The organism is Streptomyces sp. TRM49041, from assembly GCF_008271805.1.
GTDB lineage: Bacteria > Actinomycetota > Actinomycetes > Streptomycetales > Streptomycetaceae > Streptomyces.
Window position 1 is genome coordinate 113808 of sequence record NZ_VSRY01000091.1, and the last position, 26649, is coordinate 140456.

The window sequence follows — 26649 nt, forward strand, 5'->3', positions numbered from 1 at the left end:
CCGTTCGCCACCCAAACCCGATCACTCGTGAGGGGTCCGGTTGGGTGTCGATTGAGTAACAGACCTTGATGTGAGGCAAAATCTCCGCCTCAGGTCGGGCACAAGTCCGGCCTCTCACGCGTTACGTGCGCTGGAGACACCGCAAACACCCAGAGGGGGAGAGTGACATGGCTACGGACTACGACACCCCACGCAAGACCGATGACGACGTCGACCAGGACAGTCTCGAGGAGCTGAAGGCCCGGCGGAACGACAAGTCGACCTCCGCGGTCGACGTCGACGAGTTCGAGGCCGCCGAGGGCCTGGAGCTGCCGGGTGCCGACCTCTCCAACGAGGAACTGGCCGTCCGAGTCCTTCCGAAGCAGGCGGACGAGTTCACCTGCATGAGCTGCTTCCTGGTGCACCACCGCAGCCAGCTGGCTCGGGAGAAGAACGGTCAGCCGATCTGCCGCGACTGCGACTGAGGTCCGGTCGGCCGTGGCAGGCGACAACCCGTTCCGGAAGCGGCGCTTCCGGCTCCCTGGGAAGCCAGAGGCCCACCAGGGCGGCACAGGCCCGGCGCAGGGCGCTCACGAGGCGTCTGCCGAGCCCTTCGCCCACCTGCCCTCCTCCGATGCGCGTGACGACGACGAGCGAGGCCGTACGGCCTCGCTCGAATCGACCCGCCGTGGCGCGGCACCCCGCCGGATACGCCGCTCGACGGCCCGCGCAGGCGGCAGCCTGGACGCCGTCCGGCGCGGAGTGAAGAAGAGCGGCGCGGGCGCCCGGGCGGGCATCGCTCACCTGGCCGACCGGATCATCGAGAACGCCCCCCGCGTTCCCGTCCGGGACCTGGCCACCCTCCGCAGGCAGTTCCCGGGCCTCGGTCCGGAACAGCTCGCGGACAAACTGATCGCGGGCGCGGCCGGTGCCACCGCCACAGTGGGCGCCGGAGTCGGCGCGGCCGCCATGCTGCCCGTTCCCCCCGCGATGTCGGCCGAGCTGGCCGCCGAGATCACCGGCGTCGCCGCGATCGAGCTCAAGCTGATCGCCGAACTCCACGAGGTCTACGGACTACGGCCGCCGGGCAACCTCAAACAGCGCGCGATGGCCTGTCTGACCTCCTGGACGCAGGAGCGCGGCATCGACGTCACCAACCCCGTCACCGTCAACGCGGCCCTCGGCGGCCCGATGAGACGCGAACTGCGCCAGCAGATCATGAAGCGCACCGTGCGCAATCTGCCGAACCTCATCCCGTTCATGGTGGGTGCCGCGGTCGGCGCCGTCATGAACCGACGCGACACCAAGAAGCTCGCCGAGCGGATCCGCCGCGACCTGCGCAGCCGCCAGGTCCCCTGGGACGCGCTCCCCGAGCTGCCCCCGCTGGAGCAGCCCGAGAACCCCCGGCAACTCGGCTACTGACCGGCCGGGCCCGGCGGCTAGGCCACCTGCCAGGCCGCCCGTCGCCCAGTGCCCCGTCGCCCAGCGTCCCGCCGCCCAGTGCGCCGCCGCCTAGTGCCCCGCCGTCGCGCCGCGTGCCTGCTGGAGCGCCGCCGCCAGCGCCTCCGGATTCCTGGTCGACAGATACACGTACGGCGTGGGATCGGCCGGGTCCGTCACCTCGACCCGCACCGCCGTCGGGATGTAGCTGCGCAGCACCATGAACGCCCGCGGGTCCGCCTTGTGCGTACGCCAGGCCCGGGCCTCCTCCGCGTCCAGGACCTCGGGCTCGCCCAGCGCGCCCGCCGGGATCCGCGCGTCCCCCGCGACGAGGGAGCCCGCCACCACACGGAGACGGGCGGAGCCGTACGCGCTGACGCCGGTCGCCGCGAGCGCGCCCGCGGCGATCAGCCCGCCGAGCATCGGCACCGCACCCAGCGGCATCAGCATCAGACCGCCGGAGAGGCCCAGCGCGGCGGCGATCAGCCACCACGGTCCAGGGGCGGTGAGACGTTCGTCGTACTGCGGAGCCGAAGGGAGGTCGGAAGGCTGCATACACCCAAGCTTGGCACGGTGCGACCGGGGCCCCGCCGCGCGGGTAAGGTCTGCGGCTGTGAGCACTGCACTGACCCCTCCCGCCGAGGCGAGACCGCCGGTACGGCACCCCGACGCACCCGCCCCGGGCGCGCCCCTCGGGTCCCACTACGCGCACTGCTTCGGCTGCGGCGGCGGCCAGCCGCACGGACTGCACCTGGAGGCCCGGGCCGGTGAGGGCGTGACCGTCACCGCCGAGTTCACGGTGACCCCCGACCATCAGGGCGCCCCCGGCCTCGCTCACGGCGGCGTGCTGGCCACCGCGCTCGACGAGACGCTCGGCTCGCTCGGCTGGCTGCTGCGGGTCGTCGCCGTGACCGGCCGCCTGGAGACCGACTTCGCCCGCCCCGTGCCCGTCGGCACCGTGCTCCACCTGCAGGCAGCGGTCACCGCCGTGCACGGCCGCAAGATCTACTCCACGGCGACCGGTCGGATCGGCGGGCCCGACGGCCCTGTCGCGGTCCGTGCCGACGCCCTCTTCATCGAGGTCAAGGTCGATCACTTCATCGACAACGGCCGCCCGGAGGAGATCCGGGCTGCCATGGCCGATCCCGACCAGGTCCGGCGCGCCCGCGCCTTCGAGGTGAACCCCTGATGCGTAACCCTGTCGACGTGCTGATCCGCCGCGTGGACCCGGAGGTGCCGCTCCCGGCGTACGGGCACCCCGGCGACGCCGGCGCCGACCTCGTCACCACCGAGGCCGCCGAACTCGCCCCCGGCGAACGCGCAGTTCTCCCGACGGGGGTGTCGATCGCCCTCCCAGAGGGGTACGCGGCCTTCGTACACCCACGCTCGGGACTGGCAGCCCGGCTGGGCGTGGGAATGGTGAATGCCCCGGGGACGGTCGATGCCGGGTACCGTGGAGAGATCAAGGTGATCGTGGTCAACCTGGACCCGCGTGACAGCGTGCGGTTCGAACGGTTCGACCGGATCGCCCAACTGGTCGTTCAGCAGGTCGAGAAGGTCCGCTTCCACGAGGTTGCGGAGCTTCCCGGCTCGGCACGGGGCGAGGGGGGCTTCGGGTCCACCGGCGGGCACTCCGCCGTGGGCGGCTGGACGGGTGGGAATCAATACGCTGCGGTCGTATCCGACCGGGAAGGACAGTGACGTGTTCGGACGTCGCAAGAAGAGCCGTACCGCCGAGAACGCGGCGAGCGAGGCCGAGCAGGTCGTCGACGCGGTCGACACCGACGAGACGACGGAGGAGGAGGACAGCCGGCCGCGCCGTGCGAACCTCCCGCCCGCGCCCCGGCCCGACGGCCCGTGGGACATCTCCGAGGTGTCCAAGCCCGACGAGGGCCGCGTCGACCTGGGCGGCGTCTTCGTGCCCGGGGTCGAGGGCATGGAGCTGCGCGTAGAGGTCGCCGGTGACGCGATCGTCGCGGCCACGGTCGTCCTGCGGGACAGCGCCATCCAGCTTCAGGCGTTCGCGGCGCCCAAGAAGGAGGGCATCTGGGGCGAGGTCCGCGAGGAGATCGCCTCCGGCATCACCCAGCAGGGCGGCGTCATCGACGAGGTCGAGGGCCCCCTCGGCTGGGAGCTCCGAGCCCAGGTACCGGTGCAGCTGCCGGACGGCACGGGCGGCGTACAGCTGGTGCGGTTCGTCGGCGTCGACGGCCCGCGCTGGTTCCTCCGCGGTGTCATCTCGGGCCAGGGCGCGGTCCAGCCGCAGGCCGCCGGGCTGCTGGAGCAGGTCTTCCGCGACACGGTCGTCGTCCGCGGCGACGGCCCGATGGCCCCGCGTGACCCGATCGTCCTGAAGCTGCCGAACGACGCGCAGATGGTTCCCGAGGGCGTCCAGACGGACACCCAGGGTTCGCGCTTCTCCGGCGACATGGGCCACCTCCAGCGCGGCCCGGAGATCACCGAGGTCCGCTGACCCCGTTCGTGAGGGGGCGGGGCACACCGGGTGGTGTCAGAATCCTGTCAAGATCACCCGGAAACCGCCGCCCCCGTCCGGTTTGTCACCGTCTCTGGCCGTAAGGTCGACGCTGCGCAGTCAGCAGTGCTCGAAAGACAATGAGGCCATGAGACGCGGCAAGCTACGGATCTACCTCGGCGCGGCGCCGGGAGTCGGCAAGACGTACGCGATGCTGTCCGAGGCCCACCGGCGCGTCGAACGCGGCACCGACTGCGCCGTCGCCTTCGTCGAGCATCACTCCCGGCCCCGTACCGAAGCGCTGCTGGCCGGCCTGGAGCAGGTGCCCCGCCGGACCGTCGAGCACCGCGGCGCGGCCTTCGCGGAGATGGACGTGGACGCCGTCCTGGCGCGGCGCCCCGCGGTCGCCCTCGTCGACGAGCTCGCCCACAGCAACGTCCCCGGCTCCCGCAACGCCAAGCGCTGGCAGGACGTCGAAGAGCTGCTCGCCGCCGGGATCGACGTCGTCTCCACCGTCAACATCCAGCACCTGGAGTCGCTCGGCGACGTCGTCGAGGCCATCACCGGTGTACGCCGACGGGAGACCGTCCCCGACGAGGTGGTCCGCCGCGCGGACCAGATCGAGCTGGTCGACATGTCCCCGCAGGCCCTGCGCCGCCGCATGGCCCACGGCAACATCTACCAGCCCGACAAGGTCGACGCCGCCCTCTCCAACTACTTCCGCCCCGGCAACCTCACCGCGCTCCGCGAGCTCGCCCTGCTCTGGACCGCCGACCGGGCCGACGAGTACCTCCAGCAGTACCGCAAGGACCACCGCGTCTCGACGATCTGGGGCTCCCGCGAACGCATCGTCGTCGGCCTGACCGGCGGCCCCGAGGGCCGCACCCTCATACGGCGCGCCGCCCGGCTCGCCGAGAAGGGCGCCGGCGGCGAGGTCCTCGCCGTCTGCATCGCCCGCAGTGACGGCCTGTCCGCCGCGTCCCCCAAGGAGCTCGCCCTCCAGCGGACCCTCGTCGAGGACCTGGGCGGCACCTTCCACCACGTCATCGGCGACGACATACCCGCCGCGCTGCTGGAGTTCGCGCGCGGCCACAACGCCACGCAGATAGTCCTGGGCGCCAGCCGCCGCAAGGCCTGGCAGTACGTGTTCGGGCCCGGCGTCAGCGCCACCGTCGCCCGCGACTCGGGCCCCGACCTCGACGTCCACATCGTCACCCACGACGCCGCGGGGCGCGGCCGCGGCCTGCCCACCACCCACCGGGCCCGCTACAGCCGTGGCCGCAGCGCCGCGGCGTGGCTCGTGGGCGTTCTCGGGCCCTGCCTCCTCACCTGGCTGATGACCGGCATCGACGACGGACCCGGCCTCGCCGACGACATGCTGCTCTTCCTGACGCTCACCGTCGGCGCCGCCCTCCTCGGCGGACTCGTCCCCGCCCTCGCCTCCGCCACCGTCGGATCGCTCCTCCTCAACTGGTACTTCACACCCCCCACCCGCACCTGGACCATCGCCGACCCGGAGAACACCGTCGCCATCGCGGTGTTCTTCGCGGTCGCCGTCTCCGTCGCCTCCGTCGTCGACGTGTCGGCCCGCCGCACCCACCAGGCCGCGCGGCTGCGCGCCGAGTCCGAGATCCTCTCCGTCCTCGCCGGCAGCGTCCTGCGCGGCGAGACCACCCTCGACGCCCTCCTCCAGCGCGTCCGTGAGACCTTCGCCATGGACTCCGCGGCCCTCCTCGAACGCCCCGACGACCGCACCCCCTGGGTCTGCGCCGCGCACGCCGGCCCCGGCCGCCCGCCGGCCCGGCCCGAGGACGCGGATGTGGACATGCCCGCCGGCGACCACCTCGCCCTCGCCCTGACCGGCCGCGTCCTGCCCGCCGAGGACCGCCGCGTACTCGGCGCCTTCGCCGCCCAGGCCGCCGTCGTCCTCGACCGCCGACGCCTCGTCGGCCAGGCCGAGGAGGCCCGCAGGCTCGCCGAGGGCAATCGCATCCGTACGGCGCTGCTGGCCGCCGTCTCGCACGACCTGCGCACGCCGCTCGCCGCCATCAAGGCCGCGGTCTCCTCGCTCCGCTGCGACGACGTCGAATGGTCCGACGAGGACCGGGCCGACCTCCTGGAGGGCATCGAGGACGGCGCCGACCGCCTCCACCACCTCGTCGGCAACCTCCTCGACATGTCCCGCCTCCAGACCGGAACCGTCGCACCCCTGCTGCGCGAGACGGACCTCGACGAGGTCGTCCCCATGGCTCTGGGCGGTGTCCCCGAGGGCAGCGTCGACCTCGACATCCCCGAGACCCTGCCCATGGTCACCGTCGACCGCGGACTCCTCGAACGCACCGTCGCCAACGTCGTCGAGAACGCCGTCGAATACGCTCCCGACGACCGCCGTGTGCTGGTCTCCGCCAGCGCACACGCCGACCGCGTCGAACTCCGGGTCATCGACCGCGGCCGAGGCGTCCCCGACGAGGCGAAGGAACGGATCTTCGCCCCGTTCCAGCGGTACGGCGACGCCCCGCGCGGCGCCGGAGTGGGCCTCGGCCTCGCCGTCGCCCGCGGCTTCGCCGAGGCCATGCACGGCACCCTGACCGCCGAGGACACTCCCGGCGGCGGCCTCACCATGGTGCTCACCCTCAGGGCAGCCCCCGGCGCCGCGGACGCCCGTACCCCCGATCTCCACCACCTAGAGAAGGCAGGCCCCTCATGACGCGGGTGCTCGTGGTCGACGACGAGCCGCAGATCGTACGCGCCCTCGTGATCAACCTGAAGGCGCGCACATACGAGGTCGACGCCGCCCCGGACGGGGCGACCGCCCTCGCCGTGGCCGCCGCCCGCCACCCCGACGTGGTCGTCCTCGACCTCGGGCTGCCCGACATGGACGGCGTCGACGTCATCAGGGGCCTGCGCGGCTGGACCCGCGTCCCCATACTCGTGCTCTCCGCCCGCCATACCTCCGACGAGAAGGTCGAGGCCCTCGACGCGGGCGCCGACGACTACGTCACCAAGCCGTTCGGCATGGACGAGCTGCTGGCCCGGCTGCGCGCCGCCGTACGCCGCGCCGAGCCGGTGGGTGGCGGGGACGGCGACGTGGTGGTCGTGGAGGCCGAGGGGTTCACCGTCGACCTCGCGGCGAAGAAGGTCCACCGGGACGGCAGGGACGTCCGGCTGACCCCGACCGAGTGGCATCTGCTGGAGGTCCTCGTCCGCAACCGCGGCCGGCTCGTCAGCCAGAAGCAGCTCCTCCAGGAGGTGTGGGGCCCGTCGTACGGCACCGAGACCAACTACCTCCGGGTCTACATGGCCCAGCTGCGCCGCAAGCTGGAGGCGGACCCGTCGCACCCGAAGCACTTCATCACGGAGCCGGGGATGGGATACCGGTTCGAACGGTGATCCGGCGGGCCCGGAGCCGGGCCCGGGTCGGTGACAGATGGCCCCGGTAGGCTTTCCGTATGAGCGCTGCACCGCATACAGGGAAGCCCGCAGGCCGCTTCCGCCGGATGCTGGACCGGCTGTCCAGCTCTCAGGGCGAGCTCGAGTCCGAGGAGCTCCAGGATGACGCGTACGCGGCGGGCTGCACCCCCATCTGCGACTGCGGTGACCGGCAGATCGTGAAGGTGACTGGTACCTTGCGGACGGTCACCCTGCGTCCGCGGGCCGGAGTGCCGGCGCTGGAGGCCGAGCTCTTCGACGGTACGGCCCCGCTGGACGTGGTGTGGCTGGGCCGGCGGTCCATAGTGGGCATCGAACCGGGACGCAGGCTCATAGCCTCCGGCCGGATCTCGGTGAGCCAGGGACGCCGGGTCCTCTTCAATCCGAAATACGAACTCCGACCGCTCGGACAGGAGTAGCCGGTGACGTCACTCGACAAGCCGACCACCGATCAGGACGCCCATCGGGGCCCGGACGGCCAGGACGGCCCTGAGGGCCCTGAGGGTCCTGACGGTCAGGACGGGCACAACACCAAGGCCGTGACCGAGGCCGCGCTGTTCGACGCGTTCGGCGGGCTCAGGGGCATGGTGGAGACCGTGCTTCCCGGCCTCCTCTTCGTCACGATCTTCACGATCAACAAGGACCTGCATGTCTCGGCCCTCGCGGCCCTGGCGGTGTCCCTGCTGCTCGTCGTCGTCCGGCTGGTCCGCCGGGACACCGTGAAGCACGCGTTCAGCGGCGTCTTCGGCGTCGCCTTCGGTGTGGTCTTCGCGATGATGACGGGTAACGCGAAGGACTTCTACCTGCCCGGCATGCTCTACACGCTGGGGCTGGGCGTCACGTACATCGCGACGACGCTGGCGGGGGTCCCGCTGATCGGCCTGATCCTCGGCCCGGTGTTCAAGGAGAACCTCTCCTGGCGCACCCGCAACCCCGGCCGCAAGAAGGCGTACGCCAAGGCCAGCTGGGCCTGGGGCCTGATCCTGCTCGCCAAGTGCGCGATCCTCTTCCCGCTGTACTGGTGGGCGGACACCACCCAGCTCGGCTGGGTCCTGGTCGCCCTGAAGATCCCGCCGTTCCTGCTCGCGGTGTACCTGACGTGGGTGTTCCTCGCGAAGGCGCCGCCGCCGATCGACGTGTTCGCGGAGATGGAGGCGGCGGAGCGCGCCGAGAAGGAACGCGAGGGCTGACGGGCCCGCCGGTCCGTCGCGCCCACGACGGACCGGCAAAGCACTCGTCGCCGGCGGATGCCGGGGCCCCGCCGGTACCGGGGGTCCAGCCGGTCGCTGCCCCCGGCTTGCGGCGTCAGCCCGGCAGACCCAGCCCCCGGACCCAGCCCGCGGACTCAGCCTGCGGCGTCCTCGCGGCGGACCGACAGCAGGTCCTCCAGCTGCTCCTCACGTGCCTGGGCCGCGACGAACAGCAGCTCGTCACCGGCCTCCAGGGTCTCCTGCGGGCTCGGAGTGAGGACCCGCGAGCCGCGGATGATCGTGACCAGCGAGGTGTCCTCCGGCCACGCCACGTCCCCCACGCGCGTACCGGCCATCGCCGACTCCGGCGGCAGGGTGAGCTCGACCAGGTTCGCGTCGCCGTGGCTGAAGCGCAGCAGCCGCACCAGGTCGCCGACGCTCACCGCCTCCTCCACGAGCGCCGACATCAGACGCGGCGTCGACACCGCGACGTCCACGCCCCACGCCTCGGTGAACAGCCACTCGTTCTTCGGGTTGTTGACCCGGGCGACGACCCGGGGCACCCCGTACTCGGTCTTCGCCAGCAGCGACACGACGAGGTTCACCTTGTCGTCGCCCGTCGCCGCGATGACCACGTGGCACCGCTGCAGCGCCGCCTCGTCCAGGGACGTGATCTCACAGGCGTCGGCCAGCAGCCACTCGGCCTGCGGCACCCGCTCCACCGAGATGGCGGTCGGTGCCTTGTCGATCAGCAGCACCTCGTGCCCGTTCTCCAGCAGCTCTCCCGCGATGGAACGACCCACCGCGCCCGCGCCGGCGATGGCGACACGCATCAGTGACCGCTCCCCTCGGGGCCGTGGGCGAAGGCCGCCTCGACCTTCTCGACCTCGTCCGTCCGCATCATCACGTGCACCAGATCGCCCTCCTGCAGCACCGTCTGCGAGGTCGGCAGAACCGCCTCGCCCAACCGGGTCAGGAACGCCACACGCACGCCGGTCTCCTCCTGGAGCCTGCTCACCTTGTGGCCGATCCAGTCAGGGGACGTGTGCACCTCCGCGAGCTGCACGCCGCCGCTCGGATCCCGCCACAGCTCCTCGGAGCCGGACGGCAGCAGCCGCCGCAGCATCTGGTCGGCGGTCCACCGGACGGTGGCGACCGTGGGGATGCCCAGGCGCTGGTACACCTCGGCGCGCCGGGGGTCGTAGATGCGGGCCGCGACGTGGTCGATACCGAACATCTCGCGGGCCACGCGCGCCGCGATGATGTTGGAGTTGTCGCCACTGCTCACCGCCGCGAACGCCCCGGCCTCCTCGATCCCCGCCTCGCGCAAGGTGTCCTGGTCATAGCCCACCCCGGTGACCCGGCGTCCGCCGAAGCCGGAGCCGAGGCGCCGGAAGGCCGTGGGGTCCTGGTCGACGACGGCGACCGTGTGCCCCTGCTGCTCCAGGGTCTGCGCCAGCTCCGCCCCGACGCGGCCGCAGCCCATGATCACAATATGCACGTCCGCCTACCCCGCACTCCTGGTCACCATGCTGACCTGCGAAAACACCCTGCTCACTCTTCTCTCTCACCCTGCGTGCGGTGCTGTCCCGTCCGAGCTTATGCCCCGCTCGGCCGGTTGCCCCATCCACGTCCGGCACCGGGCGCCGCGTGGCCCCGGTGACCCGCAGGTGTGCCTGGCGCATTTCGAACGCTTACGATCCTCTGCGTGTCCAAACTGACCGACGTGCCCAAGCGGATTCTGATCGGCCGGGCCCTGCGCAGCGACCGGCTCGGGGAAACGCTCCTCCCCAAGCGCATCGCGCTCCCCGTCTTCGCCTCCGACCCGCTTTCCTCGGTGGCGTACGCGCCGGGCGAGGTCCTGCTGGTCCTCTCCATCGCGGGTGCGTCGGCCTACGCCTTCAGCCCCTGGATCGCTGTCGCCGTCGTGATCCTCATGTTCACGGTCGTCGCCTCGTACCGGCAGAACGTCCACGCGTATCCGAGCGGCGGCGGCGACTACGAGGTCGCGAACACCAACCTCGGCCCCAAGGCCGGGCTCGGCGTGGCGAGCGCGCTGCTCGTCGACTACGTCCTCACCGTCGCGGTCTCCATCTCCTCCGGCGTCGAGAACCTCGGCTCCGCCATCCCCTTCATCATCGAGCACAAGACGGCGTCCGCGATCGTCATCATCGTGCTGCTGACCCTGATGAACCTGCGCGGCGTCAAGGAGTCCGGCCGCCTCTTCGCCATCCCGACGTATGTCTTCGTCTCCGGCGTCTTCGCCCTCATCGCCTGGGGCGCCTTCCGTGGGCTGGTGCTGGGCGACACCATGCAGGCCCCCACGGCCGACCTGGAGATCAAGGCGGAGCACCAGGGCCTCGCCGGCTTCGCCCTCTTCTTCCTCCTGCTCCGCGCCTTCTCCTCGGGCTGTGCCGCACTCACCGGCGTCGAGGCGATCAGCAACGGCGTACCGGCCTTCCGCAAGCCGAAGAGCCGGAACGCCGCGACGACGCTCGCCCTCATGGGCGGCTTCGCCGTCACCATGTTCTGCGGCATCATCGGCCTCGCCCTCGCCACCGACGTGAAGATGTCGGAGTACCCGGCGAGAGACCTCCTCCGCGACGGCACCCCGGTCGGCCCCGAGTACACCCAGGAGCCGGTCATCTCGCAGGTCGCGGCCGCCGTCTTCGGCGACGGCAGCATCATGTTCGTCCTGCTCGCCGCCGCGACCGCGCTGGTCCTGTTCCTGGCCGCGAACACCGCGTACAACGGCTTCCCGCTCCTCGGCTCGATCCTCGCCCAGGACCGCTACCTGCCGCGCCAGCTGCACACCCGCGGCGACCGGCTCGCCTTCTCCAACGGCATCGTGCTGCTCGCCGGCGCCGCCGCCGTCCTCGTCTATGTGTACGGCGCCGACTCGACCCGGCTGATCCAGCTCTACATCGTCGGTGTCTTCGTCTCCTTCACACTCAGCCAGACCGGCATGGTGCGGCACTGGAACCGCCACCTGCGCACCGAGACCGACCCCGCCGCGCGGCGTCGCATGATGCGCTCCCGCGTGATCAACACCTTCGGCGCCTTCTTCACCGGCCTGGTCCTCGTCGTCGTCCTCGTCACCAAGTTCGAGCACGGCGCGTGGGTGTCCCTGGTCGGCATGGCGGTCTTCTATGTGACGATGAGCGCCATCCGCAGGCACTACGACCGGGTCTCGGAGGAGCTGGCCGCGCCCGAGGGCCCCAGCGACGACAGTGTCCGCCCCGCCCGTGTCCACTCCATCGTCCTCGTGTCGAAGATCCACCGGCCGACGCTGCGGGCGGTCGCCTACGCCGAGCTGATGCGTTCGGACAAGCTGGAGGCGCTCAGCATCAACGTCGACCCGGAGGAGACCAAGGCGCTCAAGGCCGAGTGGGACGAGCGCGGCATCAACGTCCCCCTCAAGATCCTCGACTCCCCGTACCGTGAGATCACCCGCCCGGTCGTCGAGTATGTGAAGAGCCTGCGCCGCGAGAGCCCGCGCGACGTCGTCAGCGTGATCATCCCCGAGTACGTGGTGGGCCACTGGTACGAGCAGCTCCTCCACAACCAGAGCGCCCTGCGCCTGAAGGGCCGGCTGCTGTTCACACCCGGCGTCATGGTCACGTCCGTGCCGTACCAGCTGCGCTCCTCCGAGCTGGCGAAGCAGCGCGCGAAAAAGCACCAGGACTGGAGCGCACCGGGTTCGGTACGGCGCGGCATGGTGGAGCAGGGCCCCAAGGAGCCGACCGGCAGGGAGTGACACGGGCGGGACGTACACTGGTGGGCTGGTCGCCCAACCGGCGCCGGAACCCACTTCCCCCCTCTGGAGCTACCCCGCCATGCCGAAGAACGCACCCGAGTCCTCGCTGGTCGGGCAGGAGTACGAGGTCGAGGTCGGCGCCGTCGCGCACGGCGGCCACTGCATCGCGCGCACCGAGGAGGGCCGCGTCCTGTTCGTCCGGCACACGCTGCCGGGCGAGCGTGTGGTGGCGCGTGTGACCGAGGGCGAGGAGGGGGCCCGCTTCCTCCGCGCGGACGCGGTGGAGATCCTTACGGCCTCCAAGGACCGGATCGAAGCCCCCTGTCCCTTCGCGGGCCCGGGCCGCTGCGGCGGCTGCGACTGGCAGCACGCGAAGCCGGGCGCCCAGCGCCGTCTCAAGGGCGAGGTCATCGAGGAGCAGCTGCGCCGCCTGGCGAACCTGACGCCGGAGGAGGCGGGCTGGGACGGCACGGTGGTCCCGGCGGAGGGCGACAAGCTCCCGGCGGGCGAGGTCCCGCGGTGGCGTACGCGGGTCCAGTACGCGGTCGACGCGTCGGGCCGTGCCGGTCTGCGCCGCCACCGCTCCCACGAGGTGGAGCCGGTCGACCACTGCATGATCGCGGCCGAGGGCGTGAGCGAACTGGGCGTGGAGAAGCGGACCTGGCCCGGCATGGCCTCGGTCGAGGCCATCGCGGCAACGGGCTCACAGGACCGCCAGGTCATCCTGACCCCCCGCCCCGGCGCCCGCCTCCCTCTCGTCGAACTCGACAAGCCGGTCTCGGTCCTCCGCGTCGAGGAGAAGGACGGCGGCGTCCACCGTGTCCACGGCCGCCCGTTCGTCCGCGAGCGCGCCGACGACCGTACGTACCGCGTCGGCAACGGCGGCTTCTGGCAGGTCCACCCGAAGGCCGCCGACACGCTGGTCCGCGCGGTCATGCAGGGCCTCCTCCCGCGCAAGGGCGACACCGCCCTGGACCTGTACTGCGGCGTCGGCCTCTTCGCGGGCGCCCTCGCGGACCGGGTCGGCGAGAAGGGCGCAGTCCTCGGCATCGAGCACGGCAAGCGCGCGGTGGAGGACGCCCGCCACAACCTCCGGAACTACGACCGCGTCCGCGTCGAGCAGGGCAAGGTCGACCAGATCCTCCCGCGCACCGGCATCACCCAGGCCGACCTCATCGTCCTGGACCCGCCCCGAGCCGGCGCCGGCAAGCAGACGGTCCGCCACCTCGCCTCCCTGGCCCCCCGCCGCATCGCCTACGTGGCCTGCGACCCGGCCGCCCTCGCCCGCGACCTCGCCTACTTCGCGGAGGCGGGCTACAAGCCGCGCACCCTCCGCGCCTTCGACCTGTTTCCGATGACCCATCACGTGGAGTGCGTGGCGATTCTTGAGCCTGCCGAGAAGGGCCGCTGACCTGCGGCTTAGCAGTAGCGCCGGTGTGTCTCGACCTGTTTCGCGACATCCAACAGGTCGAGCCCATCGGGCCCGCCTCACCTGCGGATTTGTGCTGGAGTGACCACTGGGAGCGGCTGCGTGATGCCCGGTCGTCGGGACTCTTGACGCTCATATGACGCTCGACTCCCGTCAGCGAGGCCTGGATCAGTGCATGGTAACCGGAGCGAGCGGGGGAGGATCCCTCGGGGCGAGCTGGGTGCCGCAGTCTGCTCAGCTCTGAGCAGCACGGACTCTCGGCCTTGACGCTCGTTTGACGCTCTGGGTGTCTGCACGAAGGAAGCGTCGCGATCCTTGTGGCCGCCGAGCGGAGGGCTCACTCGTGTGGATGTGTGCCTGACTCGATATGAGTCAGGCTTCGAGCAGAGTGTCCCGACACCTCCCGGGAAGAGCCTGGATGGTGCACACGGCACCCAGCACCTCCTGGGGGGCAGGTCCTCGGACTCTGCGCCGTGAAGAGGGCTGTACGAGGTCGATCCGGCGACAGGAGCTCGTTCAGACACTCACCGTTTCTGACTCCGGGGAGGCGGTGTGAGCGAGGCCGGCGAGGTAGCGCTCGGTGTCGATGGCGGCCTGGCAGCCGCCGGCGGCGGCGGTGATGGCCTGGCGGTAGGTGTGGTCGACGACGTCGCCGGCGGCGAAGACGCCGGGGAGGTTCGTGGGTGTCGAAGGGGACTCCACCTTGATGTAGCCCTCGTCGTCGAGGTCGACCTGGCCGGTGAAGAGCTCGGTGCGCGGGTCGTGGCCGATGGCGATGAACAGGCCGGTGACGTCGAGATCGCGGGTCTTGCCGGTGGAGACGTCGCGCAGGACGACGCCTGCGAGCATGCCGTTCTCTTCCTTCAGTTCGGCGATCTCGCTGTCGAAGGCGAAGGAGATCTTGTCGTCGGCGAACGCGCGGTTCTGCATAGCCTTGGAGGCGCGCAGGGTGGAGCGGCGGTGGACGACGGTGACCGAGCGGGCGAAGCGGGTGAGGAAGGTGGCCTCCTCCATGGCGGTGTCGCCGCCGCCGACCACGACGATGTCGCGGCCTTTGAAGAAGAACCCGTCGCAGGTCGCGCACCAGGAGACGCCCCGCCCGGACAGCTCGTCCTCCTTGGGGAGGCCGAGCTTGCGGTAGCCGGAGCCGGTGGCGATGATCACGGTCTTCGTGCGGTGGACGGTGCCGGCGGAGTCGGTGAGGAGCTTGACGTCGCCGGTGAGGTCGACTTCGACGATGTCGTCGTCGATCATCTCGGCGCCGAACTTCTCGGCCTGGGCCCGCATGTTGTCCATGAGGTCCGGTCCGTCGATCCCGTTCGGGAAGCCGGGGAAGTTCTCGACCTCGGTGGTCGTGGTGAGAGAGCCGCCGACGAAGATCGAGCCGCCGAAGAGCAGGGGCCCCAGCTGGGCGCGGGCTGTGTAGAGGGCGGCGGTGTAACCGGCGGGGCCGGATCCGATGATGACGACGTCGCGTATGCCGTCTCTCCGGTCGATGTCGCTCACGCCGGTCATGCCTTCTTGCTGTCGATGTCGGCGATGAGGCCCTCGATGAGGCTCTTGATCTCGTCGCGGATGGGGCGGACGGCCTCGACGCCCTGGCCGGCGGGGTCGTCCAGCTGCCAGTCGAGGTAGGTCTTGCCGGGGAAGTACGGGCAGGCGTCGCCGCAGCCCATGGTGATGATGTAGTCGGACGCCTGGGCGGCCTCGGTGGTGAGGACCTTGGGCTTCTGGTCGGAGATGTCGATGCCCAGCTCGGCCATCGCGGCCACGGCCGCGGGGTTGACCTGGTCCCCGGGGAGGGAGCCGGCGGACCGGACCTCGACTCGGTCGCCGGCGAGGTGGCGCAGGAAGCCGGCGGCCATCTGCGAGCGGCCGGCGTTGTGGACGCAGACGAAGAGCACGGAGGCGAGCGGAGCAGTCATCGGTACTTCCTTGGGGCAGAGGTGGTTCGGGGGATGGGGAGGGCTCAGGAGCGGGACGGCAGAGTGTCCAGCAGGGCGGTGATCCGGGCGTCGAGGCCGTCACGGATCTCGCGCACGACGGCGATCGGGGCGCCCTCGGGGTCGGGGACCGGCCAGTCCAGGTAGCGGTGGCCGGGGAAGACGGGGCAGGCGTCACCGCAGCCCATGGTGATCACGATGTCGGCGGCCTGGACGACCTCGTCGGTCAGCGGCTTGGGAAAGACCTCGTCGATCGCGACGCCCGCCTCGGTGAGCGCCTGGACCACGTGCGCATCGACGGCGCCCGACGGGTGGGTGCCCGCGGAGGAGACGATCACACCGTCCCCGGCGCGGTGGGCGAGCAGGGCTGCGGCCATCTGGGAGCGGCCGGCGTTGTGGCTGCACACGAACAGCACCCGCGGCCTGCCACCAGTCGACGTCGGGTCGTCGACGTGGGCCAGTGCGTCCAGGCGCTCGGCGGCGAACCGCTCTGTGAGCACCACGAGGTGGGTGCGGACGTGCGCGTTCGCGGCGAGCCGCTGGTAGGAGTCGGCGATCAGGCGCCGCACCGTCTCCGGGGAGAACCGGCCGCGGTGACGCACGGCGAGGCGGGCGACACCGGCCGTGAGACGTTCATCGGGAAGGACCGGGTACGGGGACGCGGTCATGGCGAGAACCCCCTGGGTTCAAAGAGGTCAGCCCAGGCTGGTATCAGCGCCGGGGTGATGTGAGAGTATCAGCCTATGATGACGTCAGTAGATGCTGATCTGATCCGGGTTCTGGGTGACCCCCTTCGGCTTCAGATCGTGACCTTGCTCGCCCGCGAGACGCTGTGCACCACCCACCTCGTGGAAGAGACCGGCGCCAAGCAGACCAACCTCTCCAACCACCTGAGAGTCCTGCGCGAGGCCGGGGTCGTGGAGACCGAGCCATGCGGACGGTTCACCTACTACCGTCTGCGCCCGGACGTCATCGAGCAGCTCGCCGGCCAGTTCGCGGCACTCGCGCAGACCGCGCGTCTGACCGCCGAGGCGAACTTCAAGCGTTCCTGCCCCTGAACGTCCCCTTCCCTGTGCCTCACCCGCCGAGGAGAACCAACCCCGTGACCGCCACAGAGCCCGCCGTGAGCGACGCCATAGCCGCCGACACGTCGCCGCAGCCCGCGCCCGGCGCCACCCCGCCTCGTGCCCCGCTGATCGCCCGCGCCGCTGCCGAGTCGGTCGGCACCGCCGCCCTGGTGGCGATCGTCGTCGGGTCCGGCATCCAGGCCACCGACCTCACCGACGACGTCGCTCTGCAGCTCCTGGCCAACTCCACGGCCACCGTCTTCGGCCTCGGAGTCCTGATCGCCCTCCTCGGCCCGGTCTCCGGCGCGCACTTCAACCCGGCCGTCACCCTGGCCGAGTGGTGGACCGCCCGCCGGGGCGGAGCCGGCGTGAACGCCCGCGAGCTCGCCGTGTACGTCCCCGCCCAGATCGTCGGCGGGATCCTCGGCGCGATCCTGGCGGACGCGATGTTCGGCGAGCCGCTGGTGAGGTGGTCCACGCACGACCGCTCGGCGGGCAACCTGCTCCTCGGTGAGGTCGTGGCGACGGCCGGCCTCATCCTGCTGATCTTCGGCCTGGCCCGTACCGACCGGCTCCGCTTCGCACCCGTCGCGGTCGCCTCGTACATCGGCGCGGCCTACTGGTTCACCTCGTCGACCTCGTTCGCGAACCCGGCGGTCACGATCGGCCGAGCGTTCACCGACACCTTCGCGGGCATCGCACCCGCCTCCGTACCGGCGTTCATCTGCATGCAGCTCATCGGCGCGGCCGTGGGCCTGGCCCTGGTCGCGGTCATCTTCATGCGCGGCAAGACGCACGCCGAATGACACGCGGCGCAGCCGTGGTGGTGATCGGCGGCGGCCAGGCCGGGCTCGCCGCCGGCTACCACCTGCGCCGCCTCGGCCTCGACTTCGCCATCCTCGACGCCCAGGCCACCCCGGGCGGCGCCTGGCAGCACACCTGGAACTCCCTCCACCTGTTCTCCCCGGCCGCCTACTCCTCGCTGCCGGGAAGGCTCATGCCCCCGCAGCCGGGCGAGACGTACCCGGACGCCGCCCATGTCGTCTCATACCTGACCGACTACGAGCAGCGGTACGACCTCCCGGTCCATCGCCCTGTACGCGTGGCCGGTGTCCACCGTGACGGCGAACTCTGGCGGGTCGAGACCGACTCCGGTACGTGGCGGGCCCAGGCGGTTATCAGCGCGACCGGCACCTGGTCACGCCCCTTCGTCCCCGCCGTGCCCGGTCGTACGGAGTTCGCGGGTGCTCAGCTGCACACCGTGGAGTACCGAAGCCACGCCGACTTCGCCGGGCTGGGGGTCCCCCCAGGGCGAAGCCCTAGGGGGAGGGTGATCGTGGTCGGTGGCGGCAACTCCGGCGCGCAGATCGCCGCCGACCTCGCGTACGACACGGACCTGACCTGGGTCACCCTGCGCGAACCGCGCTACCTCGCCGACGACATCGACGGCCGCGCCCTCTTCGACCACGCCACCGCGCGCCGCCGTGCCCTCGAGGAAGGCCGCACCGACACCGGCGGTGTCGCCTCCCTCGGCGCATCGTCGCCGTCCCACCCGTCCGCGCCGCCCGAGATGCCGGACTGCTCAAGGCCCAGCCGATGTTCGACCGCATCACCGCGACCGGGGTCGCCTGGGCGGACGGCATGACGGCGGAGGCGGACGCGATCATCTGGTGCACCGGCTTCCGCCCCGCCCTCTCTCACCTCGCGCCGCTCGGCCTGCGCGGCCCCCGCGGCCACATCCCCACGGCCGGCACCGAGGCCCTCGGCGAACCCCGTATCCACCTGCTCGGCTACGGCGACTGGACCGGTCCGGCATCCGCGACCCTCATCGGCGTCGGCCGTCCCGCCCGCGACGCCGCGCGCGCTGTCGCCGGGCGGCTCGGAGCTGCCTGAGCCTGCGGAGCGAGCAAGGCGGCGAGCTCGGGTTCTGTGGCATCCCGGCGGGAATCATCCATGCACGGCAACTCCGGCTTGGAACGGGAGCGGCGTGATGGCAGAGGTCGTCCAGTGCTGGACCGCCAGGCAGTCGTCGACGACTACGAGAAGGCCCGACGGACCTTCCATGCGCTCCTGGACGAGGCCAGGACGGGCGCCGCGTTCGACCGCGTCACCGGTTTGCAGGAGCGGCGGCTCGCGAAGGAGTCTGAGGAGGATCTGGCGCGGGGGATGCACTATCCGGTCCGGTGGGACCCGTTCTTCAAGGACTTCATGACCCTCGCGGACCTCTACCGATACCCCGTCCAACACTTCGACCTCCGCCACGACCAACTCACCCTCGGCCTGAGCGGCTGAGCCCCGTCAGCCGATGTGAAGGCTGCGGCGCGCTCGACGAGAACCGTGTCGCGCCGGCGGCGTTCTCGGGGAAGATGCCGGACTGGATGGTCCAGATCCGGGCCGCCTCGGTGGAGTAGACCAGCGCCTTCAGTAGCGCGGAGGCGATGCCCCGCCCTCGGGCATCGGGGTGGATTCGGCCTTTTTCGAGTCCGATTCGGCCTCTCCGGTCTCTATGGAGAAGGCGCCGGAAGCTTGTTGAGTTGCCCTCAGGCAGGGGTGCTTCTACATGCATCCTGCAGATGCACGAGATTTCCGCGTACGCCGGAGTCTGTGAAGGGCGCCGCGCGGCAGGCGGATTGGCGCCCCGCCCTTGATCAGGGCCGACTGTTATTGTCCGACCCGCACAAGGCATTCACCGAACGTCCACGGACGGGCTGTCGCACAGTGGTTCGACGGGTGTGACTCGGGGGAACGTACCTTGAGTAACAGGGGGTTCCGTGCGTTGCTTCGACCTGCCGCGTGCGCGATGCTCGCTCTGGCCGTCCGGCGCACCTCGGTACGCTGACGTGGTGGTTGACGGCTCCCGAGCCGGCCGTGCTCCTCGCGGTCGCGCTCGGACCCCGCACCACCGTGGCGCTCGGCGCCTCCGACGGTGCCGGGGGATCGCTATTGCTTCTTTTGAACTGCGCGTATAGCCTGTGCTGCTGGTTAATAAATAAACTAAATTTGGCGAAAGGCGGGTGGCATGAACGAATCGGGCGAAGCCGAGGCGGCAGAATTGGGTGACGAAACGCTGGCCGGGCTTGCCAGTGCTCTCGGGCAGCCGCCGCTGAGTGTGCTGGAAAACGCGAAGGCGCTGTTTCCGCTCGTTTCCGACGGGAATCGCGATGAAAACGCCGATCCGGTATCCGCCGCACAGGCTGCGCCGGTCGACCGGGTACGCGGCTGAGCTTGTTCTTTATCTACCAGGACCTGCCGGGTAGCCGGCGTCGCTGACATCACGATGGCCGGGTCGACAGTCGCTCTGCCGAGCGCGGCGCGTCCGAACGAAGCCACGGCGACATATCGACCCCAGGGCCAGGCACTCGCGGTCGAAACGTGGAAGCGACAGCCCGGCCAACACCGTCCGCAGTCGATCGACGTCGATCCGGCCGTCCGTCGAGAGGACGCGCCGGAGCCGCGCTCCGGTTCCGCACACGCAGAAAGTGCCTTCCCGCCGGACGGCCGGGCTGTGCAAGCCCGTCGTGCGGCCGGAAGGCACTTCCACGTTGCGCGGCTCGGGGGTCCGGGACTTCGTGGCCCCCGTCGGATCAGCGGTGCTGTTCCAGGGCGAAGGTCCGCAGGCCGGAGCGCGTGATCGCGTTCAGCAGTTCGGCGGCCTGCTCCGAACGCTCCGTCTCGCGCTGGAGGAGCTTCGCCAGGTGGGCCAGGCAGCGCGACCGCACGGGCCCCAGTGAACCCCGTGGCATCCCCAGGGTGGCGCTGATCTCGTCGTAGGACATCGGCGGGTCCGTGACCAGGAGCCCGAGCAGCGCCTGGCACTTCGGTGAGAGGGCGCAGTACGCGAGCAGCACCTCGTTGTCGCGTTCCTTCGCCAGCGCCGCTTCCTCGGGGTGGTTCTCCGAAGGCTCCGAGCGGTCGAAGACCGGCGAGTCCCCCACCGGCACGCTGCGGCCGGACTTCTCGATGTGCTTCAGGCTCTCCCGGCGGGCGGACACCGCGATCCACTGGGTGAGCTTCTCGGGATCGCGGAGCTTGCCCAGGTGCTGGATGACGCGCATCCAGGTCGTCTGGCTGACGTCCTCGCAGTCGGCCGTGCTCAGCCGGTGGCCCCGGGCGATCGCCCAGATCAAGGGCGTGTACCGCTCCACGATCCGGTTCCAGCCGTCCTGGTTTCCTGCTATGCAATCGTCTACCAGCTCGTTCAGGGTAGGCGTGCGCATATATCCCCCGATTTTGTCTGCTTCTCCAATTACCGCAGGCCGACAATAGTGATGACCGGCAGTAATGAGCCATGCTGCCCCGGATTGTTTTCCCTCCCTTTACTCGGAAGGTCCCCGGGGTCGGCTTTCGAAAGAACTTAGACGCATAGCGTGCTGCATCGTCTCATCAGTGACTGTTACAGAGACTCGTGAGGCCGATGTAAGTTGACTGGAATGTGGCTGTCCTCCCCCCTGCGCGTTTACTATACGGGGCCGCCGGAGCGGCATGTCAATCGACAACCTTGTAACCGAGCTCTTGAATTTACGCTGGGGAGCGCCCAGTTGATGCCTTGGTCCAGTCCATCGAGGAGCGCGTGGTTCCTCGGCGTCGCATGGCCGGATCGCGTCGCGCCGGACGGGGTGTCGGGCGCACAAGCGGTCCGCCGGGGGGCTCCGCATCGCTGGGCGGCGGTCGAACCGCTCGCCGGCCTGGTGTGTTGCGCGGCGCATGGAAGCTGCGCGACCGCGGAAGGCCGCTCGGGGTGCCGTCGCCGACCGATGGCCGGGCCGCTCCCCGGATGCCCGTCCATCCGCTGTTCGCCGGCAAGGGCCGCGGCGCCGGGTCGTATACGGCATGGCGCGGGAAGCGATCGATTGCCGCTTCATGAGTTGTGACGTCCGCCACATTCGCTGCGGAAGTCCGTCCCGGATGTATCCGGACCGGTTGCCGCCGGATCTGGGTCGGCAGAGGGTCACCGTCCGCTCGTGGGCGGACAACCGGTGGTCCCGCGTGTCGTAATCGTTGGGAAGGCAACCGTGACCGTTGAACGTAACCCATGGCCGGCTCTAGGCGCGCTGATCGCCGGGTTCGCCCTCATCGTGCTGGACATGAGTGTGGTGGCGGTCGCCAACCCCGCGATCATGGAGGCGCTGGAGGCCAGCGTCTCCGGAGTGATCTGGGTGACCAGCGCCTACCTGCTCACCTACGCGGCGCCGCTGCTGTTCACCGGGCGGCTGGGTGACCGCTTCGGCCCGAAGAACGTCTACCTGGTCGGCCTGATCGTGTTCACGCTCGCCTCGCTGTGGTGCGGCGTGGCCGACAGCATCGAGACGCTGATCGCGGCCCGCGCCGTACAGGGCTTCGGTGCCGCCCTGATGACGCCCCAGACCATGGCCGTGATCACCAAGATCTTCCCCTCGGACAAGCGCGGCGCCGCCATGGGCGCGTGGGGCGGATCCGCCGGCGTCTCCCTGCTGCTGGGCCCCGTCATCGGCGGTCTGCTGGTCGACTCCGTGGGCTGGGAGTGGATCTTCCTGATCAACGTGCCGATCGGTGTCCTCGCCTTCGTGCTGGCGTGGAAGCTGGTGCCGGCGCTGGAGGCCAAGCCCCACAAGTTCGACCTGCTCGGCATCCTGCTGTCCTGCGCGGGCATGTTCCTGCTGGTCTACGGCCTCCAGGAGGGCAACAACAAGGACTGGTCGGCCGGTATCTGGCTCACGATCGCCGCCGGAGTGGTCGTCCTGGTGCTCTTCGTGGTGACGCAGGCGCGCAACAAGAACGAGCCGTTGCTGCTGCTGAGCCTGTTCCGCGACCGCAACTTCGCGCTGGCGAACATCGGCATCGCGGCCATGGGTGCCGCCGTCACCGCGATGACCGTGCCGATCTACTTCTACCTCCAGGGCGTACGAGGGCTCTCCTCGATGGAGTCGGCCCTGATCTTCGCGCCCCTCGCGATCCTGACCGGTGTCTTCTCCCCGATCATCGGCAAGCTGTCCGACAAGGCGCATCCGCGTACCTTCACCACCATCGGCTTCGTGCTCTTCGCCGTCACGATCGTCGGGTACAGCCAACTGATGGAGCCGGGCTCGCAGCTGTGGATGTTCTCGGCCACCGCCGCCCTCACCGGTATCGCCAACGGCATGGCCTGGGGCCCGCTGGGCGCCATCGCCACGCGCAACCTCCCCGTCCACCAGGCGGGTGCGGGCTCGGGCATCTACAACACCAACCGGCAGATGGGCGCCGTGCTCGGCAGCGCCGCGGTCGGTGCGCTGTTCGTCAACCGGATCGAGGAGCATCTGCCGAACATCGGCGGTTCCGGGGGCCAGTTCGAGGGCAGCCCCAGCGCGATCCCGGCCGTCGTACACGAGCCCTACAGCACTGCCCTGAGCGAGACGGGCCTGCTGCCCGTCGCCTTCCTGCTGCTGGGCGCGATCGCCTGCGTCCTGTTCCTCCGCTTCCCGCCACAGACGCAGGAGGCGCAAGGGACGCAGGAGGCGCAGGACGAGGCTGAGGGCGTGGCCCAGAAGGCCGGGGGCACCGCCTGAGTTCCGCGGAACGGGGCGCGTCGCCCCGGCCTTCGGGCCGCGTCGCTCCCCCTGCGCCACCGTCTCGTCGAGCAGGCGCAATCAGTTCGAACCGTACCGGGACGCGCACAGAGCCGGCCCGACAGCGTCCCGGCGCGGCTGTCGGGCATGTCCAAGGGGGAACGGGCCGTATGGCCACCACACGAGACTTCGCACTCTGGATCCGTCAGCTGGCTTCCACGGGGGACCCCAGGGCGCGGCTTATCTGCTTCCCGCACGCCGGCGGCTCGGCGAACTTCTACTTCCAGTTCGCCCGCGGTTTCAGCGGGCTGGAGGTCCACGGCGTCCAGTACCCCGGTCGTCAGGACCGCCGGCACGAGCCCTTCCGGAACTCGATCGAGGAACTGGCCGACGAGATCGCCGAGTTCCTCGGTGAGTGGAAGGACCTGCCCATCGTCCTGCTGGGCAACAGCATGGGGGCGCTGGTGGCCTTCGAGGTCGCCCGACGCCTGGAATCCATGGGCAACCCGCCCCTGTCCCTCTTCGCCTGCGGCCGGGTGGCGCCGACGCTGCGCAAGGACCAGCAGACCCACCTGAAGGGCAAGGACGCCTTCCTCAGGGAAATGGCCCTGCTCGGCGGCATGGGACACGAGCTGCTCCAGGACGAGGAGATCCTCGACCTCGTCCTGCCCCCCATGCGCGCGGACTACCGGATGGCGGAGACCTACTGTGCCGCGCCGGGGACGCAGGTCTCCGTACCGATCCACGTGCACCTGGGCCGGACCGACCCCAAGGTGAACGAGGCCGAGGCGGCCCAGTGGAAGCTGAGCACCACCGGGGAGTTCACCCTGGACACACACGAGGGCGGCCACTTCTTCTTCACCGAGAACGGCGACCGTCTGACGGGTGCCGTCAGCAGATCGGTGGAGGACGCCCTGGCGGCGAAGCCATGACCCGTATGCCGTAACCGTACGGACGTACCGCGCGAGCGCGCCAACACCGAGGTCCCGCACGACCGGCCCCGCCCTTCGTGCGGGACCTCGGCCGTCCTCCCGGCGCCCCCAAGGCGGCAGTCGCATGACGAACCGGTGAAGTACCCGGCCCCAGCACCCCGTACACCTGCCTCGCGAAAACTTTCGAGGATTGGCTGTATCCAGGGGGCCCACCGCCCGATCTAAGACATCGACCACATGGTCGCCGGCATGAGTCCGAGGGTGGGGGAGACAAGCATGGCCTTCGAGAAGCCCGACATCGTCGGAGCCCTTCGCAAGTCGCTGAAGGAGACCGAGCGTCTGCGGCGCGAGAACCAGCAACTGCTCGACCAGGCGGGCGAGCCTCTGGCGATCGTCGGCATGAGCTGCCGCTTCCCGGGAGGCGTGACCTCGCCGGAGGACCTGTGGTCGCTGGTCGCCGAAGGGCGCATGGGAATCTCGGAGTTCCCCGAGGACCGCGGCTGGGACCTCGACAACCTCTACGACCCGGACCCGGACCACCCCGGTACGGCCTACACGCGCCACGGCGGGTTCCTCGACGACATGGCCGAGTTCGACGCCGAGTTCTTCGGTATCAGCCCGCGCGAGGCGCTCGCCATGGACCCGCAGCAGCGGCTGCTGCTCGAAGGCGCATGGGAAGCCTTCGAGGACGCCGGCATCGACCCGCTGACGCTGAAGGGCAGCGACACCGGCGTCTTCTGCGGGCTCATGTTCTCCGACTACCAGTTCGTCGCGGGCCTCAGCGACCGGCGCCCGGAGATCGAGGGTTACCTCTCCATCGCGTCGTCGCCCAGCGTGGCCTCCGGACGCATCAGCTACACCTTCGGCTTCGAGGGGCCCGCGGTCACCGTCGACACGGTGTGCTCCTCCTCCCTCGTCGCGATCGACGTCGCGGCCAAGTCCCTGCGCGCCAAGGAGTGCTCGCTCGCCGTCGTCGGCGGAGCGACGACACTGGCCCGCCCCAGCGCCTTCGTGGAGTTCAGCCGCCAGCGCGCCCTGTCACCGGACGGGCGCTGCAAGGCCTACGCGGCGGCCGCGGACGGCGTCGGCTGGGCCGAAGGCATGGGCCTCCTCGTCCTGGAGCGGCTGTCCGACGCCAAGCGCAACGGGCGCAGGATCCTGGCCGTCGTACGGGGCAGCGCCGTCAACCAGGACGGCGCGAGCAACGGCCTCACCGCGCCCAACGGACCCTCCCAGGAGCGGGTGATCCGCCAGGCCCTCGCTGCGGCCGGCCTCTCCCCGGCCGATGTGGACGCGGTCGAGGGCCACGGGACGGGAACGCCGCTGGGCGACCCCATCGAGGCGGAGGCGCTGCTGGCCACGTACGGCCAGAACCGGACGAACGGCCCGCTGTGGCTCGGCTCGATCAAGTCGAACTTCGGCCACACCCAGGCCGCGGCCGGAGTGGCGGGCGTCATCAAGATGGTGATGGCGATGCGGCACGGGACGCTCCCGCCGACCCTGCACGTCGACGCGCCGTCCCCGCACGTGGACTGGGCGTCGGGCGAGGTCGCCCTGCTGACCGAGGCGCGCCCGTGGCCCGCGGGGGAGCGGCCCCGTCGCGCCGGAGTGTCGTCGTTCGGCGTGAGCGGCACCAACGCCCACGTCATCCTGGAAGAGGCCCCGGGCGTGGAGGCGGCCCCGCCGCACGAGCCCACCGGGGAGAACGGCACCGGTGTCCGGCCGCCGGTCCTCCCGCGGGTCCTCCCACCGGTCCTGGTACCGCTCTCGGCCCGCGGCGACGCGGCCCTGCGCGAGCAGGCCGACCGCCTCCGGGCGCACATGATCGCCCGTCCGGAACTGGACCACCTCGACATCGGCTTCGCCCAGGCGACCACGCGCGCCCAGCTCGAACACCGCGCCGTGATCATGGCCACCGACCGCGGAGCCCTGCTGACCGGACTGAGCGACCTCAGCTCGGCCGAGCCGGCGGTGAATGTCGTGGGTGGCCAGGTCGTCGGCTCGAACCTGAGGCCGGTGTTCGTGTTTCCGGGTCAGGGTGCGCAGTGGGTGGGGATGGCGGTGGAGTTGCTGGATTCGTCGCCGGTGTTCGCTGCTGAGGTTGTGGCGTGTGGTGAGGCGTTGGCGGAGTTTGTGGAGTGGAGTTTGGAGGATGTGCTGCGGGGGGTGGCGGGTGCGCCGTCTTTGGAGCGGGTGGATGTGGTGCAGCCGGCGTTGTTCGCGGTGATGGTGGGTTTGGCGGCGTTGTGGCGTTCGTGTGGTGTGGAGCCGTCGGCGGTGGTGGGGCATTCGCAGGGTGAGATCGCGGCGGCGTATGTGGCGGGTGTGTTGTCGTTGCGGGATGCGGTGCGGGTTGTGGCGCTGCGGAGTCGGTTGGTGCGTGAGCGTCTGGCGGGTCTGGGCGGGATGATGTCGGTTGCGCTGCCGGTGGAGCGGGTGGAGGAGTTGGTCGCTCCGTATGCGGGTGGTGTGTCGGTGGCGGCGGTGAA

General features: G+C 70.6%; 25 protein-coding genes and 2 pseudogenes. 19 read left to right on the forward strand and 8 right to left on the reverse strand.

Translation table 11 applies throughout. From position 1 onward, the window contains the following. Positions 1-167 precede the first annotated feature (167 nt). Together FVS66_RS08190 and FVS66_RS08195 are read left to right on the forward strand one after the other, a co-directional pair. Positions 168-464 (forward strand): DUF4193 domain-containing protein, encoded by a 297-nt coding sequence (locus FVS66_RS08190; protein WP_010471668.1) that lies wholly within the window; start codon positions 168-170, stop codon positions 462-464. A gap of 13 nt (positions 465-477) precedes the next feature. After that, a complete protein-coding gene (locus FVS66_RS08195; protein ID WP_149180341.1) occupies positions 478-1401 on the forward strand; it encodes a hypothetical protein in 924 nt (307 codons plus the stop codon). Between the two features lie 90 nt (positions 1402-1491). Here the strand turns inward: FVS66_RS08195 and FVS66_RS08200 are convergent, their stop codons facing one another. After that, positions 1492-1974, reverse strand: coding sequence for a DUF3093 domain-containing protein (locus FVS66_RS08200; RefSeq protein ID WP_149180342.1), 483 nt, complete (start codon positions 1972-1974; stop codon positions 1492-1494). A gap of 58 nt (positions 1975-2032) precedes the next feature. On the opposite strand from FVS66_RS08200, the gene FVS66_RS08205 reads away from it, so the two are divergent. The 7 genes from FVS66_RS08205 to FVS66_RS08235 all read left to right on the forward strand — a co-directional run bounded on the left by FVS66_RS08205 (position 2033) and on the right by FVS66_RS08235 (position 8511). After that, entirely contained in the window at positions 2033-2608 is a 576-nt protein-coding gene (locus FVS66_RS08205) for a PaaI family thioesterase (protein ID WP_149180343.1), read from the forward strand. Continuing rightward, entirely contained in the window at positions 2608-3120 is a 513-nt protein-coding gene (gene dut, locus FVS66_RS08210; RefSeq protein ID WP_149180344.1) for a dUTP diphosphatase, read from the forward strand. Before FVS66_RS08205 ends, dut begins: the two co-directional genes overlap by 1 nt. Position 3121: 1 nt before the next feature. Beyond that, positions 3122-3892 carry a DUF3710 domain-containing protein gene (locus FVS66_RS08215; protein WP_149180345.1) on the forward strand — a complete coding sequence of 257 codons (771 nt, stop codon included), beginning with the start codon at positions 3122-3124 and terminating at the stop codon, positions 3890-3892. Between the two features lie 148 nt (positions 3893-4040). Next, positions 4041-6599, forward strand: a complete 2559-nt coding sequence (locus tag FVS66_RS08220) for a sensor histidine kinase KdpD (protein WP_149180346.1) — start codon at positions 4041-4043, stop codon at positions 6597-6599. Further along, a complete protein-coding gene (locus FVS66_RS08225; RefSeq protein WP_149180347.1) occupies positions 6596-7282 on the forward strand; it encodes a response regulator in 687 nt (228 codons plus the stop codon). The genes FVS66_RS08220 and FVS66_RS08225 overlap by 4 nt, the downstream gene beginning before the upstream one ends. 59 nt (positions 7283-7341) lie before the next feature. Continuing rightward, complete coding sequence (locus FVS66_RS08230; RefSeq protein ID WP_149180348.1) at positions 7342-7740, forward strand: OB-fold nucleic acid binding domain-containing protein; 399 nt, start codon at positions 7342-7344, stop codon at positions 7738-7740. 3 nt (positions 7741-7743) lie between these two features. Then, on the forward strand, positions 7744-8511 hold the full coding sequence (locus FVS66_RS08235) for a DUF3159 domain-containing protein (RefSeq protein WP_149180349.1): 768 nt from the start codon (positions 7744-7746) through the stop codon (positions 8509-8511). A gap of 155 nt (positions 8512-8666) precedes the next feature. Here FVS66_RS08235 and FVS66_RS08240 read toward each other — a convergent pair whose 3' ends face one another. Together FVS66_RS08240 and FVS66_RS08245 are read right to left on the reverse strand one after the other, a co-directional pair. Then, positions 8667-9344, reverse strand: coding sequence for a TrkA family potassium uptake protein (locus FVS66_RS08240; protein WP_149180350.1), 678 nt, complete (start codon positions 9342-9344; stop codon positions 8667-8669). Continuing rightward, on the reverse strand, positions 9344-10012 hold the full coding sequence (locus tag FVS66_RS08245) for a TrkA family potassium uptake protein (RefSeq protein WP_149180351.1): 669 nt from the start codon (positions 10010-10012) through the stop codon (positions 9344-9346). Before FVS66_RS08245 ends, FVS66_RS08240 begins: the two co-directional genes overlap by 1 nt. A 207-nt stretch (positions 10013-10219) precedes the next feature. Between FVS66_RS08245 and FVS66_RS08250 the strand changes: the two genes are divergently transcribed. Together FVS66_RS08250 and FVS66_RS08255 are read left to right on the forward strand one after the other, a co-directional pair. Next, positions 10220-12268 carry an APC family permease gene (locus FVS66_RS08250; RefSeq protein WP_149180352.1) on the forward strand — a complete coding sequence of 683 codons (2049 nt, stop codon included), beginning with the start codon at positions 10220-10222 and terminating at the stop codon, positions 12266-12268. Positions 12269-12347: 79 nt separating this feature from the next. Then, the gene (locus tag FVS66_RS08255; RefSeq protein ID WP_149180353.1) at positions 12348-13679 is read left to right on the forward strand and encodes a class I SAM-dependent RNA methyltransferase; all 1332 of its coding nucleotides are present in this window, start codon (positions 12348-12350) and stop codon (positions 13677-13679) included. 534 nt (positions 13680-14213) lie between these two features. On the opposite strand, the gene trxB is transcribed toward FVS66_RS08255, so the two are convergent. From trxB to FVS66_RS08270, 3 genes are read right to left on the reverse strand one after another with little or no spacing between them, the layout of a single operon-like run. Beyond that, positions 14214-15194 (reverse strand): thioredoxin-disulfide reductase, encoded by a 981-nt coding sequence (gene trxB / locus FVS66_RS08260; RefSeq protein WP_262386873.1) that lies wholly within the window; start codon positions 15192-15194, stop codon positions 14214-14216. A gap of 14 nt (positions 15195-15208) precedes the next feature. Beyond that, complete coding sequence (locus FVS66_RS08265) at positions 15209-15622, reverse strand: arsenate reductase ArsC (protein ID WP_149180355.1); 414 nt, start codon at positions 15620-15622, stop codon at positions 15209-15211. A 44-nt stretch (positions 15623-15666) separates the two neighbouring features. Next, the gene (locus FVS66_RS08270; protein ID WP_149180356.1) at positions 15667-16308 is read right to left on the reverse strand and encodes an arsenate reductase ArsC; all 642 of its coding nucleotides are present in this window, start codon (positions 16306-16308) and stop codon (positions 15667-15669) included. A gap of 75 nt (positions 16309-16383) precedes the next feature. On the opposite strand from FVS66_RS08270, the gene FVS66_RS08275 reads away from it, so the two are divergent. The 4 genes and pseudogenes from FVS66_RS08275 to FVS66_RS08290 all read left to right on the forward strand — a co-directional run bounded on the left by FVS66_RS08275 (position 16384) and on the right by FVS66_RS08290 (position 18999). Further along, positions 16384-16698: a metalloregulator ArsR/SmtB family transcription factor gene (locus FVS66_RS08275; protein ID WP_149180357.1), complete on the forward strand. Its 315-nt coding sequence runs from the start codon at positions 16384-16386 to the stop codon at positions 16696-16698. A gap of 44 nt (positions 16699-16742) precedes the next feature. After that, on the forward strand, positions 16743-17513 hold the full coding sequence (locus FVS66_RS08280; RefSeq protein ID WP_149180358.1) for an MIP/aquaporin family protein: 771 nt from the start codon (positions 16743-16745) through the stop codon (positions 17511-17513). Further along, positions 17510-18600 (forward strand): annotated as a pseudogene (locus FVS66_RS08285) (ArsO family NAD(P)H-dependent flavin-containing monooxygenase). The gene FVS66_RS08280 and the pseudogene FVS66_RS08285 overlap by 4 nt, the downstream one beginning before the upstream one ends. Before the next feature lie 114 nt (positions 18601-18714). Further along, on the forward strand, positions 18715-18999 hold the full coding sequence (locus FVS66_RS08290) for a hypothetical protein (RefSeq protein WP_262386868.1): 285 nt from the start codon (positions 18715-18717) through the stop codon (positions 18997-18999). A gap of 55 nt (positions 19000-19054) precedes the next feature. Here FVS66_RS08290 and FVS66_RS35775 read toward each other — a convergent pair. Then, positions 19055-19174: pseudogene (locus FVS66_RS35775) on the reverse strand (GNAT family N-acetyltransferase); the annotation flags it as partial. Between the two features lie 552 nt (positions 19175-19726). On the opposite strand from FVS66_RS35775, the gene FVS66_RS08300 reads away from it, so the two are divergent. Continuing rightward, on the forward strand, positions 19727-19930 hold the full coding sequence (locus tag FVS66_RS08300) for a hypothetical protein (protein WP_149180360.1): 204 nt from the start codon (positions 19727-19729) through the stop codon (positions 19928-19930). 361 nt (positions 19931-20291) lie between these two features. On the opposite strand, the gene FVS66_RS08310 is transcribed toward FVS66_RS08300, so the two are convergent. Next, positions 20292-20924 carry a sigma-70 family RNA polymerase sigma factor gene (locus tag FVS66_RS08310; protein WP_262386869.1) on the reverse strand — a complete coding sequence of 211 codons (633 nt, stop codon included), beginning with the start codon at positions 20922-20924 and terminating at the stop codon, positions 20292-20294. A gap of 795 nt (positions 20925-21719) precedes the next feature. Between FVS66_RS08310 and FVS66_RS08315 the strand changes: the two genes are divergently transcribed. The 3 genes from FVS66_RS08315 to FVS66_RS08325 form a co-directional block, all read left to right on the forward strand. After that, complete coding sequence (locus FVS66_RS08315; RefSeq protein ID WP_149180361.1) at positions 21720-23228, forward strand: DHA2 family efflux MFS transporter permease subunit; 1509 nt, start codon at positions 21720-21722, stop codon at positions 23226-23228. Positions 23229-23398: 170 nt separating this feature from the next. Then, a complete protein-coding gene (locus FVS66_RS08320) occupies positions 23399-24160 on the forward strand; it encodes a thioesterase II family protein (protein ID WP_149180362.1) in 762 nt (253 codons plus the stop codon). Between the two features lie 276 nt (positions 24161-24436). After that, the coding region (locus tag FVS66_RS08325; RefSeq protein WP_149180363.1) for a type I polyketide synthase at positions 24437-26649 on the forward strand (2213 nt) is incomplete at its 3' end.